The organism is Chromobacterium piscinae (assembly GCF_021129175.1).
In the GTDB taxonomy this organism is placed as follows: Bacteria; Pseudomonadota; Gammaproteobacteria; order Burkholderiales; family Chromobacteriaceae; genus Chromobacterium; species Chromobacterium piscinae.
This window is the reverse complement of record NZ_JAJOHV010000090.1, coordinates 1-15,974: the sequence shown is the minus strand read 5'-3', so window position 1 is coordinate 15,974 and position 15,974 is coordinate 1. Positions and strand designations below refer to the sequence as shown.

Annotated in this window: 14 protein-coding genes; 1 reads left to right on the top strand and 13 read right to left on the bottom strand. The window is 61.2% G+C overall.

The window, feature by feature from the left end; translation table 11 throughout:
- The first annotated feature begins 149 nt into the window (after positions 1-149).
- Positions 150-419, top strand: a complete 270-nt coding sequence (locus tag LQR33_RS19875) for an HU family DNA-binding protein (protein WP_021475323.1) — start codon at positions 150-152, stop codon at positions 417-419.
- 67 nt (positions 420-486) lie between these two features.
- Here the strand turns inward: LQR33_RS19875 and LQR33_RS19870 are convergent, their stop codons facing one another.
- The 13 genes from LQR33_RS19870 to LQR33_RS19810 form a co-directional block, all read right to left on the bottom strand.
- Positions 487-1,353, bottom strand: a complete 867-nt coding sequence (locus LQR33_RS19870) for an NAD(P)-dependent oxidoreductase (RefSeq protein ID WP_231177405.1) — start codon at positions 1,351-1,353, stop codon at positions 487-489.
- Positions 1,354-1,422: 69 nt separating this feature from the next.
- Positions 1,423-1,761: an EscU/YscU/HrcU family type III secretion system export apparatus switch protein gene (locus tag LQR33_RS19865; RefSeq protein WP_221664107.1), complete on the bottom strand. Its 339-nt coding sequence runs from the start codon at positions 1,759-1,761 to the stop codon at positions 1,423-1,425.
- Entirely contained in the window at positions 1,745-2,809 is a 1,065-nt protein-coding gene (gene fliK, locus LQR33_RS19860; RefSeq protein WP_231470177.1) for a flagellar hook-length control protein FliK, read from the bottom strand. The genes LQR33_RS19865 and fliK overlap by 17 nt, the downstream gene beginning before the upstream one ends.
- Positions 2,806-3,159 carry a DUF2802 domain-containing protein gene (locus LQR33_RS19855; RefSeq protein ID WP_166439789.1) on the bottom strand — a complete coding sequence of 118 codons (354 nt, stop codon included), beginning with the start codon at positions 3,157-3,159 and terminating at the stop codon, positions 2,806-2,808. Before LQR33_RS19855 ends, fliK begins: the two co-directional genes overlap by 4 nt.
- Positions 3,160-3,256: 97 nt before the next feature.
- Positions 3,257-3,592, bottom strand: coding sequence for a flagellar protein FliT (locus LQR33_RS19850; protein ID WP_231470176.1), 336 nt, complete (start codon positions 3,590-3,592; stop codon positions 3,257-3,259).
- A 5-nt stretch (positions 3,593-3,597) separates the two neighbouring features.
- Positions 3,598-4,017, bottom strand: a complete 420-nt coding sequence (fliS, locus tag LQR33_RS19845; protein WP_231177407.1) for a flagellar export chaperone FliS — start codon at positions 4,015-4,017, stop codon at positions 3,598-3,600.
- 72 nt (positions 4,018-4,089) lie between these two features.
- Positions 4,090-5,460 (bottom strand): flagellar filament capping protein FliD, encoded by a 1,371-nt coding sequence (gene fliD, locus LQR33_RS19840; RefSeq protein ID WP_166439792.1) that lies wholly within the window; start codon positions 5,458-5,460, stop codon positions 4,090-4,092.
- Positions 5,461-5,497: 37 nt separating this feature from the next.
- Positions 5,498-5,923: a flagellar protein FlaG gene (locus tag LQR33_RS19835; RefSeq protein ID WP_166439793.1), complete on the bottom strand. Its 426-nt coding sequence runs from the start codon at positions 5,921-5,923 to the stop codon at positions 5,498-5,500.
- Between the two features lie 75 nt (positions 5,924-5,998).
- Positions 5,999-6,847, bottom strand: coding sequence for a flagellin N-terminal helical domain-containing protein (locus LQR33_RS19830; RefSeq protein WP_021475332.1), 849 nt, complete (start codon positions 6,845-6,847; stop codon positions 5,999-6,001).
- A gap of 198 nt (positions 6,848-7,045) precedes the next feature.
- The gene (locus tag LQR33_RS19825) at positions 7,046-7,894 is read right to left on the bottom strand and encodes a flagellin N-terminal helical domain-containing protein (protein WP_166439794.1); all 849 of its coding nucleotides are present in this window, start codon (positions 7,892-7,894) and stop codon (positions 7,046-7,048) included.
- Between the two features lie 181 nt (positions 7,895-8,075).
- A complete protein-coding gene (locus LQR33_RS19820; protein ID WP_231470175.1) occupies positions 8,076-11,930 on the bottom strand; it encodes a glycosyltransferase in 3,855 nt (1,284 codons plus the stop codon).
- A 209-nt stretch (positions 11,931-12,139) separates the two neighbouring features.
- A complete protein-coding gene (locus LQR33_RS19815; protein ID WP_231177411.1) occupies positions 12,140-13,894 on the bottom strand; it encodes a B12-binding domain-containing radical SAM protein in 1,755 nt (584 codons plus the stop codon).
- A gap of 174 nt (positions 13,895-14,068) precedes the next feature.
- Positions 14,069-15,974: glycosyltransferase family 2 protein (locus tag LQR33_RS19810; protein WP_231470174.1), on the bottom strand; the 1,906-nt coding region annotated here is incomplete at its 5' end.

The window sequence follows — 15,974 nt, the reverse complement described above, 5'->3', positions numbered from 1 at the left end:
CAGATAGAAACGTTCTGTTTCTTGCGGCGGCCATGCCACGGTCAAGGATATGGGATGGGCATTTACAAGCCGGCCCTGCTTTTTTACCTTTCTTCGCAGCGTAAAATCGCAGAAAATGAGGTTTTACTCCTCTTGAAAGATTCATCGCCATGACCAAAGCCGAACTGATTGCCCTTCTCTCCGACAAGTCCGGCCTGACCAAAGCCGATGTGCTGCGCGTTCTGGGCGCTTTCGACGAAGTGCTGCTGGACACCCTGGCCAGCAACGGCGAGATCAGCATCGTGGCCGGCAAGTTCAAGGTAAAGGAAACCTCCGCCCGCACCGGCCGCAACCCGAAGACCGGCGAAACCATCCAGATCGCCGCCAAGCGCAAGGTTTCCTTCGTCGCCAGCAAACAGCTGAAAGACCGCATCGCCTGATGCGAGCATGACCCGGATATGAAAAGGGCCGCGATATCGCGGCCCTTTTTGCATGCAAGCGTGAAAGTCAGTTCTGCTGCCAGATCAATCTGGCGATGGCCGAGGAGTCCAGCTCGCCGTCGCCCTGCGCCACCAACTGGTCTATCAGCTGCATCGTGCGCTCCGCCGCCGGCAGGCTGATGCCCTGCTCGCGGGCGGTATCGATCACGATATGCATGTCCTTGGCGTGCAGCTTGGCCTTGAAGCCCGGCGCATAGTTGTCGTCTATCATCCGCTGGCCATGGACATCCAGCACCCTGCTCTGGGCGAAACCGCCCATCAACGCGGCCCGCACCGGGCCGGGATCCACGTCGCAAGCCTTCGCCAGCTTGACGATCTCGGCGACCGCGGCCACGCCGACCGCCACCGCGATTTGATTGCAGGCCTTGGCCACTTGGCCCGCGCCGCTGGCGCCGATGTGGGTGATGGTCTGGCCCATCGCCTGCAGCGCCGGACGCGCTTTTTCAAGCGCCTGGGCCCTGCCCCCAACCATGATGGTCAGCGTGCCGTTGACCGCGCCGACCTCGCCGCCGGACACCGGGCAATCCAAGAAATCGATACCCTTTTTCTCAAGCGCGGCGGCGATGCGGCGCGCGCCATTGGGCGCGATGGTGCTCATGTCGACGCATACCAGGCCGGGCCTGGCGCCATGCGCCGCGCCCCGCTCTCCCAACAGCACCGCCTCGACATCGGCGGTGTCAGAGACATTGGTCACCAGCACGTCAACCTGGCCAGCCAATTCGGCCGGACTGGCCGCCCAGGCTGCGCCGGCCGCCAACACGTCGTCCGCGCTCTGCCGCTTGCGCGCCCACACGCTGACGTCAAAACCCGCCTTCAACAGATTGAGGACGCAGGGACGCCCCATGATGCCCAGACCGATATAACCAATGCGCATTCCGCTCTCCGATAGAAAAACAGCGATCGGACGAGGATAGGGGATTGTCGATGACGGCGCCAGAGGCGCTCAGGGATTGCCGGCGGGTTCGCGCCGTCCGGCCGCCGACCAGTCTTCGAACGCCGTGTCCTTGCCGCCAGCCTGGCGTTCCAAGTAATAGATGAAAGCCAGGATTTCAGCGACGGCGCGGTACAGCTCGGGAGGAATATGCTTGTCCAGATCGACTTGCATCAACAGCGACACAAGTTCAGGCGAATCGTGGACGAACACGCCGGCGTCCTGCGCGCAATCGATGATGCGCTGGGCCATCTGGCCGTAGCCCTTGGCCACCACCCGCGGCGAGTGCTGGCCCTCCCGATAGGACAGGGCTACCGCGGAGCGGCGCTTGTCGTCATTCTGCTGATTCATGCTGCTTCACTACCAGGCTGGCGAGATTCAGACCCGCGGCGGCCATGCCGCTCTGCAAACGCGCCGCGTTGCGCTGTATCATCTGTCCGGTTTCCCCTTCATCGGCGCTGAACATCACTTGCACCGACTGTCCCACCATCCTCAACCGGACTCCCATGCCGCCCAAAGATGGCAATTCCAGCGACAGGCTGGTGTTCCACACCGGAATCTCCTCCTCCCCGCTGCCTTGCCTCTCGTTTTCCGTCTTTTCCTGCTCGATCTGCAGTTGCATCGGCTGCCCCGGCCAAGCCAGGCCCTGAAACTGCATCGCCCGGTTCTCCAGACCATCCAGCTGACGTTGCACCAGGCCGCTCAACTCTTGCATCTGCGGCTTGAGTTGGCTGCTTTTCTGGTCATCGTCCAGGATATGCAATGGCACGCTGAGCTTGGCCTGTGGCTCTAGCTTCAACTGGTCCAGCGAATGCTGACCATTGCTGAAGTCCTTCAAATGGGATTCGTAGAACAGGCCGCTCTGCTTGACGTCCTGCTGCAGCTGCTTGGCCACCTGGGCCGGCGGCTGCTGGGCCACATCCAGCTGCAAAGGCTTGCCGGCGGCGCGGGCGGAAGTTCCGGACTCGTCCGCCGCGGAGGGTGCCGAGGATGTCAGCAGCGCGGTCAGATAACGCGACGCCTGGCTGAGCTTGACCGCGACCGAACCGTCCTGCGGCGCGGCTGCGGCGCCATCCTTGCCGCTGTCCAACAAGGCGAAGGTCAGCGACGGCTGCAGCGACACCACTTTCAGATTGAGGGTATCGCCGGAAGGATTGGCCCCTTGCGGGAGGCTGAGCGTGAACAACGCATTCTTGATCAGCACCGCCAGCTGGTTATTGCCCAGTTGATCGGCCACCTTAGCCGTCAGCAGCTCTCCCACCATCAGCGATGGCAGCTTGGACGGCTGGCTGAGAGCCTCCAGCAGCCGCGAGCCGTCTATCGAAGTCCTCAGCTGATTCGCGGTTGGCGATGAGCCCTGCGCGCTGACAGGAAGATTGGTGGGCAGCGATGGAATCATGAAGTCGGGCTGTTACGATAAAGGGATACGATCAACTCTGCCTCGCTGCGGGAGATGCCGCAACGCGACGCCACTTCGGAAGCGGTCAGCCCCTGGCGGATCATTTCTATCGCCTGATTATACGGACTCAGTCCGGGATCACCCTGGTTGCGGTTCTCCGCTCTCGATTGCAGGCGGGAAACATCGCGCTGCAAAGCGCTTATCTGGTGCTGCAACTGATCCAGATATAGCGAGGTCACGCTATCGCGCTTGCTTTCCAGTCTCTGCAGCCGGCTGTACAGATAAACGACCGCTGCCGCCAGCACCAGCCATAACAAGACCATCAGGTAAGGGAAGAAGGCGCCGGACATGGAAATTGCCCCCAGGATGAAATCCACACTGACTTAAGTGTATGGCGAAATACGGCGCAACCCAAGCCAAAACCAGGCGCTTGAATGCAACCAGCGCTCATCCCTTGTATTGGCGTCGAAGCTTGGAGCCCTGGCTCAGCGTTCGCAGCTCGCCCTTGATCTGCCCGGCCCAGGTGGCCAGCTGCCGCTGGGTTTCTTCACGCACGATCAGCACTCTGCGCAAGGTCTCGCGCTGCTCTTCGCTCAAACCTTCGCGCTCTTCCGCTGACTCCAGCTGTTTCAGCAATTGCTGCACGCCAGCCTCGCTCCGGCCGTGCAGCTCCGTGAACTTCAGATGATCGCGCTTGGAGGCCGCCTCCAGCATCTGTCTGCTCAATGGCTCCAGCTCATCGATCAAGGCCGGAAGGCTGCGCTTTGCCTTGGGTCCCGCCATCGCCGTCATCCTTCGTTCTGGCCTGCCGCCTGCTGTTGCGCCGCGCTGCCCCGGTCTACTTGCTGCCAAGCGGGAAGAATAGTTTCCAGCAAGCCTTTGACCTCGGCAAGAATCTCTTTGTCATTCTTCAGGCTGGCCTTAGCCAGTCTGAGTTTCATATACAGGTACAGATCGTTCAGATTGGATGCGGCATCGGAAGCCTGATCCAACTCCAACGCAACACGCAAGCCTTCCAGGATATCAACCGTCTTGCTGATCATCCGGGCCTTTTCCTCAAAACGGCCGCCATCGATCGCCGTAGCCGCTGAAGCCAGGGCCTTGATCGCGCCCTCGTACAGCATCACAACGATTCCGACCGGACTCGCCCCATACACGGCAGCTTTCAAAGCGTCATTAGCGTACGCCTGATTGAACTGCTTGAGCATCCGAGAATTCAGCATGGGTCACCTTCAACTATTGCGGGCGGACGGTTCGAAAACGCATCCGCCCATTTCAACTTATTTGCTGGAAATCATATTGAACAGGCTGTTGGAGCCAGACTGCATTTGCGTCAAAGTCTTGTTCAAATTCGTGTATTGCTGCAACAGCTGGGATTGCTTGGTATCCAGACGCGCCTGCAATGAACTTTGCAACTGGGTTTCCGTGCTTACCTTCGACTTGATAGTCGATTTGCTGGTTTCAATCACGCCGCTCGGTCCAAGCATGCTGTTGATTTCATTGTTGAAACGTTGGGCGAAACCGGTATTCGCGCTGTTACCGAACAAATTGGTCACCGCTTGCTTGTCTTTCTGCAGCGCATCGTTGAATGCCGTTTGATCCAATTTCAGCGTGCCATCCTTCTGCAAGGAAATGCCGACCTGGGCCAAAAAAGCGTAGGATTTGACCGGATCCACGCCCGCCACCGGCGTACTCAATACCTGCTGCAGCCGGCTTTGTATATCCAGCACCGACGCGCTGCCTTTCAACGCGCCGCCGCGGGCGGCCTTCACGTCGCCGACCACCTGATTGTAAGCGTCGACGAAAGACTGCAGGTTCTTGCCCACCCCGGCGCTGTCCGGCGACATCGATACCGTGAATTCACCAGCCTTGTACAAATCGATATCGACCCCGGCCACTGCGCTGGACACCTTGTTGCTGCCTGCCGAGATCGCTACGCCGTTGACTGTCAGCTTGGCATTGTTCGCGGCGCGGGATTCCGTTCCGGCGGCTGCGCTCTGCGACAATCCCGCCAGCGTGGAGCCCGTCGTGGAGTTCGAGTCGCTGCTGCCTGCGCCGGAGACGATCTTGAATTCGTTGTCGGTGCCGGATGACGCCGAATTCAGCACCAGCTTGTACTCGCCATTGTTCTGGACGACTGTGGCGTTGACGCCGATGCCGGCCGCATTGATCTTGTCGTTAATCGTCTGCAGGGAAACAACATCGCCCGGATTGTCGCGCAATTTGACTGTCTGCGTCTTGCCGTTGATCTGAAACGAAATCGCGTCCGGCGCGCCGCTGACAGCCGCTTTGGGATCTTTGATCGGGGCGCCGCCCGATTGGTCGAACACCAGTTGCCGGCTGGTAGCCAGACTATCGACCTTGATCTGGTAGGTGCCGGGGCTGCCGCCAGTGGTCGCGGTCACGGCGCCCATCGAGGCATCGCTGACCGACGCTTTGAATACCTGCAGGAAACGGCCGGAAGACAAGCTGGTCAACGCCGTCTGCAATGCAGACAGGGAGGAGCTTAGCTTGCCTACCGTGCTGAGCTGGGTGTTGTATTGGTCGGCCCGTTTCTGACTCGCGTTCAGAGGCTGCCGCTCGATCATCATCAGTTGGCTGACGATGCCCTGTACATCCAATGCGCCCACGGAACTGGTAATGGCTGTCATGTTATCCCCATGTTATCGCCGCATCGGGACAAATAGATCAGGCTTTGTCCTTCAGCAATAGGCCCTTGAAGTCGCCAATCGCCTTGGCGATGCGCAACGCCTCTTCGGACGGAATCTGACGAATGACCTTGTTGTTCTCCTTGTCGACCACTTTCACCACCGTAGACCCGGTGTCTTTGTCGACGGAAAACTGCAAGGAACTGCTGTAAAGCGCCGCAGTATTATTGAGCTGGCTGACGGAATCCTGCAGCTGCTTGCTCAATGACTGCTGCTTCTGCTGAGAATCAGCGGCGGACTGCTGCTGCTGGCTCTGCCCAGCCGCGGCAACAGCTTGCGTCGTATCGGCCAGAACGGGCTGGCTCTGGTCGTTGGATGATGCCTGGTTCAACTCTACCAACTGCTGACGGGGTACCGGAGCGGCCGTAGTCGGCGCGGCTGGCGATAATATGGAAGGGATTTGCATGATTACGCTCCTCATGGCCACAGCTCCGGTTGCCCAACCGGAGCTGCGACTGGCTTTACCATCAGTGTACTACTGTTATTGCAGCAGCGTCAGAGCCGACTGGGGCAGGGTATTCGCTTGTTTCAGGATAGACGCGCCAGCCTGTTGCAGAATCTGGTTCTTAGTCAGGTTAGCCGTTTCCGAAGCAAAGTCCACATCCACGATCCGGCTATTGGCCGCAGTCAGGTTTTGCACGTAGTTCTGCAGGTTGGCCACCACCGCGTCAAACCGGTTTTGCACCGAACCCCAGGTGGAACGCACCGTCGAAATTTCCGCGATGTCCGAATCCAGCGACGACAGAATGGCCGAGGCGCCCGACTGAGTGGTGATGTTGATCGTGCCGGTGGCTGTCAGCGCCGAGCTGTAGCTGCACAGCACGCCCGCGGAAGTCATATCCTGCGACGAAATCGAAACCTGGTTGCTGCTGGCGCCGGACGAACCCACTTGAAAAGTCAGCACCGCGCTACCGGACAACAGCTGGGTGCCGTTGAACTGGGTGGTCTGCACGATACGCGAGATTTCCTGGGTCAGTTGGTCCACTTCGTTTTGCAGCTGCGAACGGTTGGTGTTGCTCACCGAGGCGTTCGAGGACTGCACCGCGATTTCGCGGATACGCTGCAGGTTGTTGGCGATCTGGCCCAGCGCGCCTTCAGCGGTCTGACCTACGGAAATACCGTCGTTGGCGTTGCTGATCGCTTGGTTGTTGCCGCGGATGGCCGAAGTCAGCGTCTGCGAAATCGCCAGGCCGGCGGCGTCGTCCTTGGCGCTGTTGACGCGCAGGCCGGAAGACAGACGTTGCAGCGACTTGGTCAGCGACATCTGCGAGTTGTTCAAATTCAGCTGCGCCTGCAGCGAGGATACATTGGTGTTGACGGTAATAGCCATGGTGACTCTCCTGGTGCTTTGTGTGGGCAAAACAGCTTGCTTACACAACTTATCGACCGAGGAGGTCCGAACTTTATGGCCGAAGTGTGAATTTTCACATCATCGCCGCAAACCTCTTTCCCTCATTTCGCCTGTCGCCTTCTCCATCGTCTGCCGCAGCCAATCCGACAGGCTGCGGCGACGCGGCTTAGAAAACGATTACTGCAGCAGCGTCAGGGCGGCCTGCGGCAGAGAGTTCGCCTGCTTCAGAATCGAGCTGCCGGCCTGCTGCAGAATCTGATTCTTGGTCAGGTTGGCCGTTTCCGACGCGAAATCAACATCCATGATGCGGCTGTTGGCCGCGGTCAGGTTCTGCACGTAGTTCTGCAGGTTGGCCACCACCGCGTCGAACCGGTTTTGCACCGAACCCCAGGTGGAGCGCACCGTGGAGATTTCCGCGATGTCCGAATCCAGCGACGACAGAATGGCCGAGGCGCCCGACTGAGTGGTGATGTTGATCGTGCCGGTGGCTGTCAGCGCCGAGCTGTAGCTGCACAACACGCCCCCGGAAGTCATGTCCACCGACGAAACCGAAACCTGGTTGCTGCTGGCGCCGGACGAACCCACTTGGAAAGTCAGCACCGCGCTGCCCGACAACAGCTGGGTGCCGTTGAATTGGGTGGTCTGCACGATACGCGAGATTTCCTGGGTCAGCTGGTCCACTTCGTTTTGCAGCTGCGAACGGTTGGTGTTGCTCACCGAGGCGTTCGAGGACTGCACCGCGATTTCGCGGATACGCTGCAGGTTGTTGGCGATCTGGCCGAGCGCGCCTTCAGCGGTCTGACCTACGGAAATACCGTCGTTGGCGTTGCTGATCGCTTGGTTATTGCCGCGGATGGCCGAAGTCAGCGTCTGCGAAATCGCCAGGCCGGCAGCGTCGTCCTTGGCGCTGTTGACGCGCAGACCGGAAGACAGGCGGGCCAGCGACTTCGACAGAGAAGCCTGGGAGCCGTTCAGGTTCAGCTGGGCCTGCAGCGATGAAATATTGGTATTGACGGTAATTGCCATTTCGTTCCCCTTATCAGCCCAGCTGGGCCACCAAAATAATTGCCTGTTGCCAACTTGATCGGCCCCAGTCGGGAAACGTTGATGAAAATGGCAAAATTACCAAAATGACAGACTATTTCTTTCGGAAATAAAAACCCCGGGCCATGCCCGGGGTTTAACCTCCATTCAATCCTGCCTGCCATCAACCATGCAGCACCCGGAACCATTCCTCGTAATGGTCCTCCAGCCAATAGTCTTTATCAAACCAGGCCTTCAGCGCATCGCCTTCCTTCGCCAGCGCGTCCAGATCATGCACCCGCGCACGGATGGCCTCGATCCAGACGTCCGCCCGATTGGGCACGCGGCATACCGGCGCGTCATTGGTCTGATACGGATAAATATCGGTGCACACCACCGGCCAGCCCAGCACACCGTACTCCAAGAGCCGGAGATTGCTCTTCGCCTCGTTGAAAGGATTGAGCTCCAGCGGCGCGACCGCCAGATCCAGATTCAGGCTGGCCACTTTCGCGGCATAGTCGGCGAAGGGCACCGCATGGTGCATCTCGACCACATAGGGGCGGAACTGCGGCAGGCACATGCCCATGAACACCCAGTCCACTTCCTTGTAAGTGGCGAGGATCACCTCATGGATCAGCTCCAGGTCGCCGCGGTGCTGGCCGGCGCCCACCCAGCCCACCCTGGGCTTCTTGCCGGTGCGGCGCTCGGACTTCAGCTCGCCCCACACGCTTCTGCGCAGCCGGTTCGGCGCGATCGCCACTTCGCCCACCATGTTCTGGATGAAATCGGCCAGCGGCTGGGTGGACACCACCGCCGCGTCGCACAACTTCAACACCCGGCGCAGACGCTGCTTCGCGTCGGGATAGTGGCGGGACCAGTGGTCGTACAGGCTGCTCTTTTCCGGCACACCGCCCACCAGGTCGTCCAGACCGAACACGATGCGCAGATCCGGGATGTACTTGCGGTAGGCATCCATCGTCTCATAGAGATAATCGCTGATGCCGGTATGCAGCAATACCGTATTCGGCGCCTGGCGGGCCAGTTCCACGACGGTGGGAATGCCGGCGGACGGCTGGTGGATCTCGCCATCCAGTTTGCCTTTTTCCTGCAGCACCGACAGCGGCTGGCTCAAACGGTATTCGCCGCTGCCGCCCGGCACCGGCACGCCCAGCACCCGCTTGCGGCCCGGCAGCTTCGCATCCCAGGCGACGATGCGGTCAGATTCGATCAAGCCGCGTTTGTTGCGCAGCGACAGGTGGCGGTTGAAGCCGGGATCGTTCGCCAGCACCGGCAGCCAGCGCGCCAGCATCACCTCCATCTCCTCGCGCTCGCGCACCGCCGCCTTCAAGGCAGGCCGCGGATCGGTGGTGACGCGGCCTATGCTCTTGGCGTGGTGGTGGTACAGCACCACGAACGGGTTGTAGACGTTGCGAAGGCCGGCCGCCTGGACCTTCAGGCAGAAATCGACATCGTTGAAGCAGACCTGCAGCTTCTCCTCGTCCATTCCGCCCACCAGGTCGTAGATCTGCTTCTCCACCAACAGGCAGGCCGCGGTGACGGCGGAATAGTTCTGCATGGTCAGGCTGCGGTTCAGGTAGCCCGGGAACAGGTAATCCATGTCTTCGAAGATATGGTCGGCCACCGAATACATCCCGCCGGGCATGCCCAGCACGATGCCGGCATGCTGCACGCGGCCGATCTCCGGATACAACAGGCGCGCGCCCACCGCGCCGACGCCCGGCTGCTGCGCGGTCGCCAGCAAGCGCTCCAACCAATGCGGAAACACCACTTCGGTGTCATTGTTCAGCAACAGCAGGTATTCGCCGCGCGCCTCCCGCGCGCCGAGATTGCACTGGGCGGAGAAGTTGAACGGCGCATCGTAGGCCAGGATGCGGATCCGGCCCGGATGGCTCGCCTGGATTCGGTCATAGAACTCGAAGGTTTCCTGGTCTTCCGAACCATTGTCGACGATCAGCACTTCGAAATTCTGGTACGCCGTGGTGCCGAACAAGCCGGCCAGGCAGGGCTCCAGGCACTCCAGCTTGTCCTTGCTCGGGATGATCACCGACACCAGCGGCGAAGCCAGCAACTGGTACTGGTAATAGAAGGTGCCCGGCACCAGCCCCTCATCCACCGACGCCGGCAGGCCGCAGCGATTGATATGGCTCTCAAGCGCCACCCGCCGGGAGGCGTTGCCCAGACGGTCGCTCTTGGGATCCACCCAGGGCAGAGATACCAGCACATCGTCGACATGGCCGATCGCGCCGCGATCCCAGCGCTCGTACACGCGCAGCAGCGCATCGTAGCAATACGCGCGCGGATAGGCTTGCATGCCGCCAAGCTTGGCCAGGACTTCCCGCTTGAACGCCACCGCGTAGCTGGTGTAGTCCATGGAGCGCAGATAATCGGGTGAAAAATCCGGCAAGAAAGCCGGACGGAAGCGTCTGCCCATCGGCGAGACCACGTCATGGTCGCAGTAAATGGCGCCGTATTCCGGATGGACGTGAATTTCCTCGCCCAGCCGCGCAAGCGCATTGGGCTGCAGGCGCGCGCCTGCCGGCAGCAGCATCACCCAGTCTGACGGCACGTCGGCGATCACGCTGTTGATGACATCCGCCACCTGCTGGTCATTCTCCAGGCTATCCAGCTGCAGCCAGGCGAGCTGAGGATTGCTGCTGAAGATCGGGTCGGGTTCCGGCGTATCGGAAATCACGATCAACCGCCAGTTCCGGTACAACACGTCCTCCATCGCGGAGAACGTTTCCGACAGCCGCGCCAACCGGTTGCCAGGCGCCAGAACGATCAGGTTGAACATCGGCACCTGCTTCCAGGCCAGCATCATGCGCTCGGCAAGCTGCTCCGCGTGCACTTCCCGCAGTTGGCGGCGCTTCACCAAGCGCCGGTAGGCCTTCGAGCCGTCTATGTCGTTCTCGCCCAGATCGTATTGGATGATATGGCCGAACTGGGCCGGCATCTGGACTTTAAGGCCATCCGGCAACAATTCGGCGTACTGGGCCAGCAGATCGCCGACCCGCTGTTCCAGCAAGCGCTTGTCCAGCACATGGCGGCGGGCGGCCTCTGCCTGGCGGACGCGCAACTCAGGGTCGTCGATCAGCTTGCTGACCCCGGTCACCCATCCGTCTTCGGTATTTTCCGCCACCACCGCCAGGCCGCTGTCCTTCAGATCCGCATATGGCGGGACCTCGGACACGACCGCCGCCGCGCCGACCACCGCGTACTCCAGCCACTTGATGTCGGATTTGAAGTCGTTGAACTCGCTGCGCACCAGCGGGGCGATGCCGATATCGATCTTGAGCTTGGCCAGCTCCGCCAGGTATTCGTTGTAAGTGACGAATTCCGCCACCTTGCGCACATCCTTGATGCCGACGAAGTCCGGGGGCACATCGCCCCAGAACACGAATTTCACCTGGCCGGCGTACTCGTGATAAATCCGCTTCAACGCGGCGGACACCATTTCCACGTCCTTGCCGTGAGTGCTGGTGCCGGCGAAGCCAATGGTGATCTGGCCGCTGTGCGGCATCGGCTCCACTAGGCGTTCCGACGCCAGGCAATTCTGGAAGACGAAAATCTTGTCGTTGTATGGCTTCACCTTTTCGACCAGCGCCTCGGTCGACACGGTCACCAGCGAACACTTGGGCAACAGCCATTCGATGCCGTCGAACGCCGGCTGGCACAAGCTGTACATCACGTGCTGCTCGGGTGTATCCAGCAGCCAATCGTCAGTTTCGTAGACCAAGGGCTTGCCGGACTCTACGATCATCTCCAGCACCGGCCGAAATTCCGGGTAAGGAAACAGTCGCTGGACGACGAACATGTCCATCGAGTCCACAAAATCCTGATCATCCTTGAATGGATAATCACCCTCGAAGCTGTACTCAACTTGGTTGCGGAAAAGATAGGCATCTAGCACCGGCGACATCAGGCGGAGCGGATCGCCCAGCCGCAACTTGAAGCAGGCTGCGTCCTGCAGGTCTCGGGTCAGGACGCCAATGCGCGGCTTGCGAGGTTGTTGTTCCACGTTATTTTCCTGTGATTTCATGGCTGAGGCTCGCTAAGAGATGGATGAATCCGGCCACTTCAAACAGCATAACAGATCGCGGCTGGACCGCGCCGTGAGCTACCGGGGGCGGCCATCACTTCTTCGCGGGCCATAAGGCAAAACATGGAGCGAAACCGCGCATTGCCCGCAGTTTCGCTCCATGGGTCCGGCCAGAAGACCGGGTTGTTTCAGGCCGAAGCGGCGATGGCTTGGGTGTCGTCGGCGTCGATCATGGCCGGAGGGACCAGGACTTCCGCCAGCAGGCCGTAATGCTCCTCCGACCAGTCGGCCGGATTGATGCCCTCCAGGCCGAAAATCCACGCCCAGCGTCCCCAGAACGGCGTCTGGATCGATTCCAGATAACTGGCATAGTGAAGCTCGGCCTCCCCTGTCCGCCCCCACTCGCGGTAGCACTTCGCCAGATAGTAATGGGCGAACGCATGGTCGCTCTTCAGACGCAGCACGTTCTTCAGCCCGCGCTCCGCCCAAGCATAGTTGCCGCAGCGGATATCGTAGTTATGGACAAAATTGAGATCCAGGTTCATGAAGTACTGGTATTCCTGGATGAACTCGGCGCTGAAATCTTCGGTATTGATGACCGCCGTCCGGTAGTCGGAGCCAAGATCGTTGATCTTGATGTAGCCCTTCTCCTTGGAGATGTCGTGGATTTCGCTGCCGACGATGGGGCTGGCGCAGGCGATGTTGAACCAGTTGGAGGCGATCTCGCGCAGATTGCGTCGCGCCTCTTCCAAGTCAGCCTTGGTCTCGCCCGGCATGCCGATCAGGATATTGGTGTTGGTGTAGATGCCCAGATCGCGGCAATCCCTGGCCACCCTTTCGGAAATCTTCATCTTCAAGGGCTTGCGCATCTGCTTCTTCAGCACCTTCTCGCTGCCGCTTTCCACCGGCAGCACCAGGTGGCGGACGCCGGCGTCCCAGAAGGCCTCCAGCATCGGACGGTCCAGCGCATACAGCGTCAGGCCGTTCTGGTACACCGAATGCAGCTTCAGCGATTTCACGATCTCCAGGATCTTGTACACCCGGTCCGAATCGGCCATCAGGTGGTCGTCCTGGAAGATGACCGTCGCCGCGTCGTACTTCTCTACCAGGCGGGTGAAGTCCTCCTGCACGCGCGCCAGCGAGTGGTAGCGCATCGAGCGGCCATGGGTCCGGTGCGAGGCGCAGAAGGTGCACAGGAAAGGGCAGCCGCGCGAGGTCATCACGTGGAAGCCGCGGGTCTTGTCCAGGTTGTGGTAGGACGCCACCACCTGGTTGATCTCGTGTTTGTCGATATCGCACAGGTCGTAATCGAAGAACGGGATTTCATCCAGGTCGTCGATGAAGTCGTGCTTGGGCGCGAACAGCTCCGCGCCCATCACTTTGCCCCGGGTGATCCAGGTATCCGAGTTGGCCAGGAAGGCGCGCGGGTCGTCCGACTCCAGCAAATGCAACATCGGCTTCTCGCCCTCGCCGAAACACAGGCCGTCGAAGAAAGTGCAGCCCATGTCGCGGTAAATCTGCTCGTAGCTATTGGTCGGGATATTGCCGCCGCCGACCACGATGCTGTCCGGCCAAACCTCCTTCGCCACCCGGCCGCAGTCCATGAAATTGGGAAAGGATGGGCTGAACAGCGAGGAAATGCCGACGAAGTCCGGCTGGAAATCCTTGATCTGCTGGAAGAAATGCCGACACAACGCCTCGAAGCAATCGAAGGGCACCGCATCGAGCGCATTCACCTCGGCGTTGAAATCGATCAGTTTGACGTCCAGCGACAGAAATTTCTTCAAGTACGCGGAAATCGACAACGGCCCCAGGGGCAAATCGGTGCGGGGAATGTTGTAAACCTTCCCATCGCCCTTGGCCAGCTGCACATTGTAGTACTCGGGCTTGGTAAACGAGTCCCAGGAAATGTGCATGGGCACGACAAACAGCAGTTTCTTCATCCCACCCTCCCCGATCAACGGTCTGACCCAGGCGCCTTGCGCCGGACCCGCCATTCATCTGCAACGCTAACGATTTCATGAAAACCTGCCGCCGGCCCCAGTCGCTCAGGCCCGGCTTCATCGATCCAGGCCCGCGCGGCAAGCGCGCGGGATCAAACGATGCCGCATAATGCTTTATCGGCCGATGGCCTGCTGCCATAAGGGCAAATATCGCTCCAACAGGCCATTTTCCATCACCCAGGCGCGCAATTCGTCTCCCGCCTTGGCCGATGCCTGCGGATCGCCCGTCCATTCGCGCAGCGCCCGGCCCCAGCTGGACGCGTCATTTTCCACTTTCACCACCGGCGCCTGAGTATCGCCCCACTCGCCCACCGCGCTGCAAACCACCGGGATGCCGAGCGCGCCGTATTCAAGCACGCGCAAGGGGCTGGCCACTTCATTGACCAGCACGCAGGTCTTGGGCAGCACCGCCAAATCCAGGCTCAAACTCGCCAGCTTGGCCGGATAGCCATCATCGGACAGATCAAACGAGTGGTGTTCGGCCAGGCAGGGCTTGAGCACTTCGGGACAATCGCCCAACACGATCCAGTCGATCTCCCCGGCCGTCGCCAGGATGAGGCCGCTCAACAGCAGCAGGTCCGCGGCTTCGCCATGGGTTCCGATCCAGCCGACCCTGGGCTTCTTGCCGATGCGGCGCAGCGACTGCAAATTGTTCCAACGCGCCTCGTCCAAACCATCCGGCACCAGGCGCACGTCCTGGGCGAACTCGCCCACCATCCGCCGCAACGACTCGGTGGGAACGATGATCCTGTCCACTTCCCGCGCCAGCGCCCGTAAATGGGCCAAGCCATAGCGAGCCGTCATGCCTGGCCCGCAATCCAGCCCGTCCAGCGCGAGGATCGACAGCATGCCGGGCCGGCGGCGGCGCGACCGGCGCTGCCACTCCAGGAAAGCCGGATCGAAGCGCGCGGTCTGCAGCAGTACGTCGGGTGCCAGTCTCTCCATTTCCCCCGGCCCCGGCATGCGCTGCGCGGCGGGAACCCGCGTCGTCAGATACTGGTTTCCCTCCTCCAGGCGCCCCAGCGGCGCGCAGAGACGCATCGCGCTGGCCCGGGATTCGCCGGGCAAGGCCAGTATCCGGGCCCGTTCATGGAAATCGGCATCCCACTCCGCGGAAAACACGTTGTCGATGCGGAAAGGCGCTGGCCCGACCAGCGACAGATGGCGGTTATGGGCGGCGTCCTGCGCCAGCCAGCCTTGCCAGCGCTGGGAAATGGCGTCCGCGTCGCAAACGGCGGACGCCGCCGACGCGTCGATGTCCACCAGCCGGCCGGCGGACACGAAAGGCGTCCACACCAGCCACTTGCCCGCAGCCCGGACTTTGAGCCCCAGATCGACGGCCGCGTTGAAAACATCCGGCAACGAGGCGTCGATACCGCCGATCTGCTGGTAGAACGCCCGGCCCATCATCAAGCAATCCAGCAGCAGGCCGCCTGGGTTGTGCTCCACCGCCTGCCGGTTCAGATGGCCCGGCTCCGACTCGGCCGCGCCATCGAACACTGTGGCCGCGCCGTCCTCAGCGCCCAACAGCAAAGGCCCGCGCCAGACTTCCGCGCCGTTCGGCCGCAACAGCCGCGGCGCGACTGCGCCGACCTCCGGCCGCGCTGCCAAGCCGAGCAGCGCGGCGACCGCGCCCGGTTGCGCGACTTCCACCCGGCTGTCCACGAACAACAGGTAATCGCCGCTTGCCGCCTCCGCGCCCAACTGGTAGCGCGCGGCCAGGCTCAGCGCCGGATCGCAAGGCAGCAGCCTCGCTGTCGGCGGCAGGTCCGCCGCCGGCGCGACGGCGAGGAATTCGCATGGGAAGCCATTCAAGCCGGACAACAGCGCCTCGACGCAGGGGCCAAGATGCGAGCCATCGCCGGCATCCGCCGCCACGATGGAAAGCTTGGCCTGCCCAGGCGCCGCGTAATGGATGCGGCGCGTGCCCGGAACCGCGCCCGGCTGGATGCCGGCATCGATGCCTTGGCGCGCGAGGTGGGCCGACAGCGCGTGGCCCTGCGCGGCGGCGGCCTCGGCG

What these genes read in the sequence shown, in the direction of transcription:
- LQR33_RS19875 (WP_021475323.1), top strand. Translation starts at nt 150, where the DNA reads ATGACCAAAGCCGAACTGATTGCCCTTCTCTCCGACAAGTCCGGCCTG.
- LQR33_RS19870 (WP_231177405.1), bottom strand. Translation starts at nt 1,353, where the DNA reads ATGCGCATTGGTTATATCGGTCTGGGCATCATGGGGCGTCCCTGCGTC.
- LQR33_RS19865 (WP_221664107.1), bottom strand. Translation starts at nt 1,761, where the DNA reads ATGAATCAGCAGAATGACGACAAGCGCCGCTCCGCGGTAGCCCTGTCC.
- fliK (WP_231470177.1), bottom strand. Translation starts at nt 2,809, where the DNA reads ATGATTCCATCGCTGCCCACCAATCTTCCTGTCAGCGCGCAGGGCTCA.
- LQR33_RS19855 (WP_166439789.1), bottom strand. Translation starts at nt 3,159, where the DNA reads ATGTCCGGCGCCTTCTTCCCTTACCTGATGGTCTTGTTATGGCTGGTG.
- LQR33_RS19850 (WP_231470176.1), bottom strand. Translation starts at nt 3,592, where the DNA reads ATGGCGGGACCCAAGGCAAAGCGCAGCCTTCCGGCCTTGATCGATGAG.
- fliS (WP_231177407.1), bottom strand. Translation starts at nt 4,017, where the DNA reads ATGCTCAAGCAGTTCAATCAGGCGTACGCTAATGACGCTTTGAAAGCT.
- fliD (WP_166439792.1), bottom strand. Translation starts at nt 5,460, where the DNA reads ATGACAGCCATTACCAGTTCCGTGGGCGCATTGGATGTACAGGGCATC.
- LQR33_RS19835 (WP_166439793.1), bottom strand. Translation starts at nt 5,923, where the DNA reads ATGCAAATCCCTTCCATATTATCGCCAGCCGCGCCGACTACGGCCGCT.
- LQR33_RS19830 (WP_021475332.1), bottom strand. Translation starts at nt 6,847, where the DNA reads ATGGCTATTACCGTCAACACCAATGTATCCTCGCTGCAGGCGCAGCTG.
- LQR33_RS19825 (WP_166439794.1), bottom strand. Translation starts at nt 7,894, where the DNA reads ATGGCAATTACCGTCAATACCAATATTTCATCGCTGCAGGCCCAGCTG.
- LQR33_RS19815 (WP_231177411.1), bottom strand. Translation starts at nt 13,894, where the DNA reads ATGAAGAAACTGCTGTTTGTCGTGCCCATGCACATTTCCTGGGACTCG.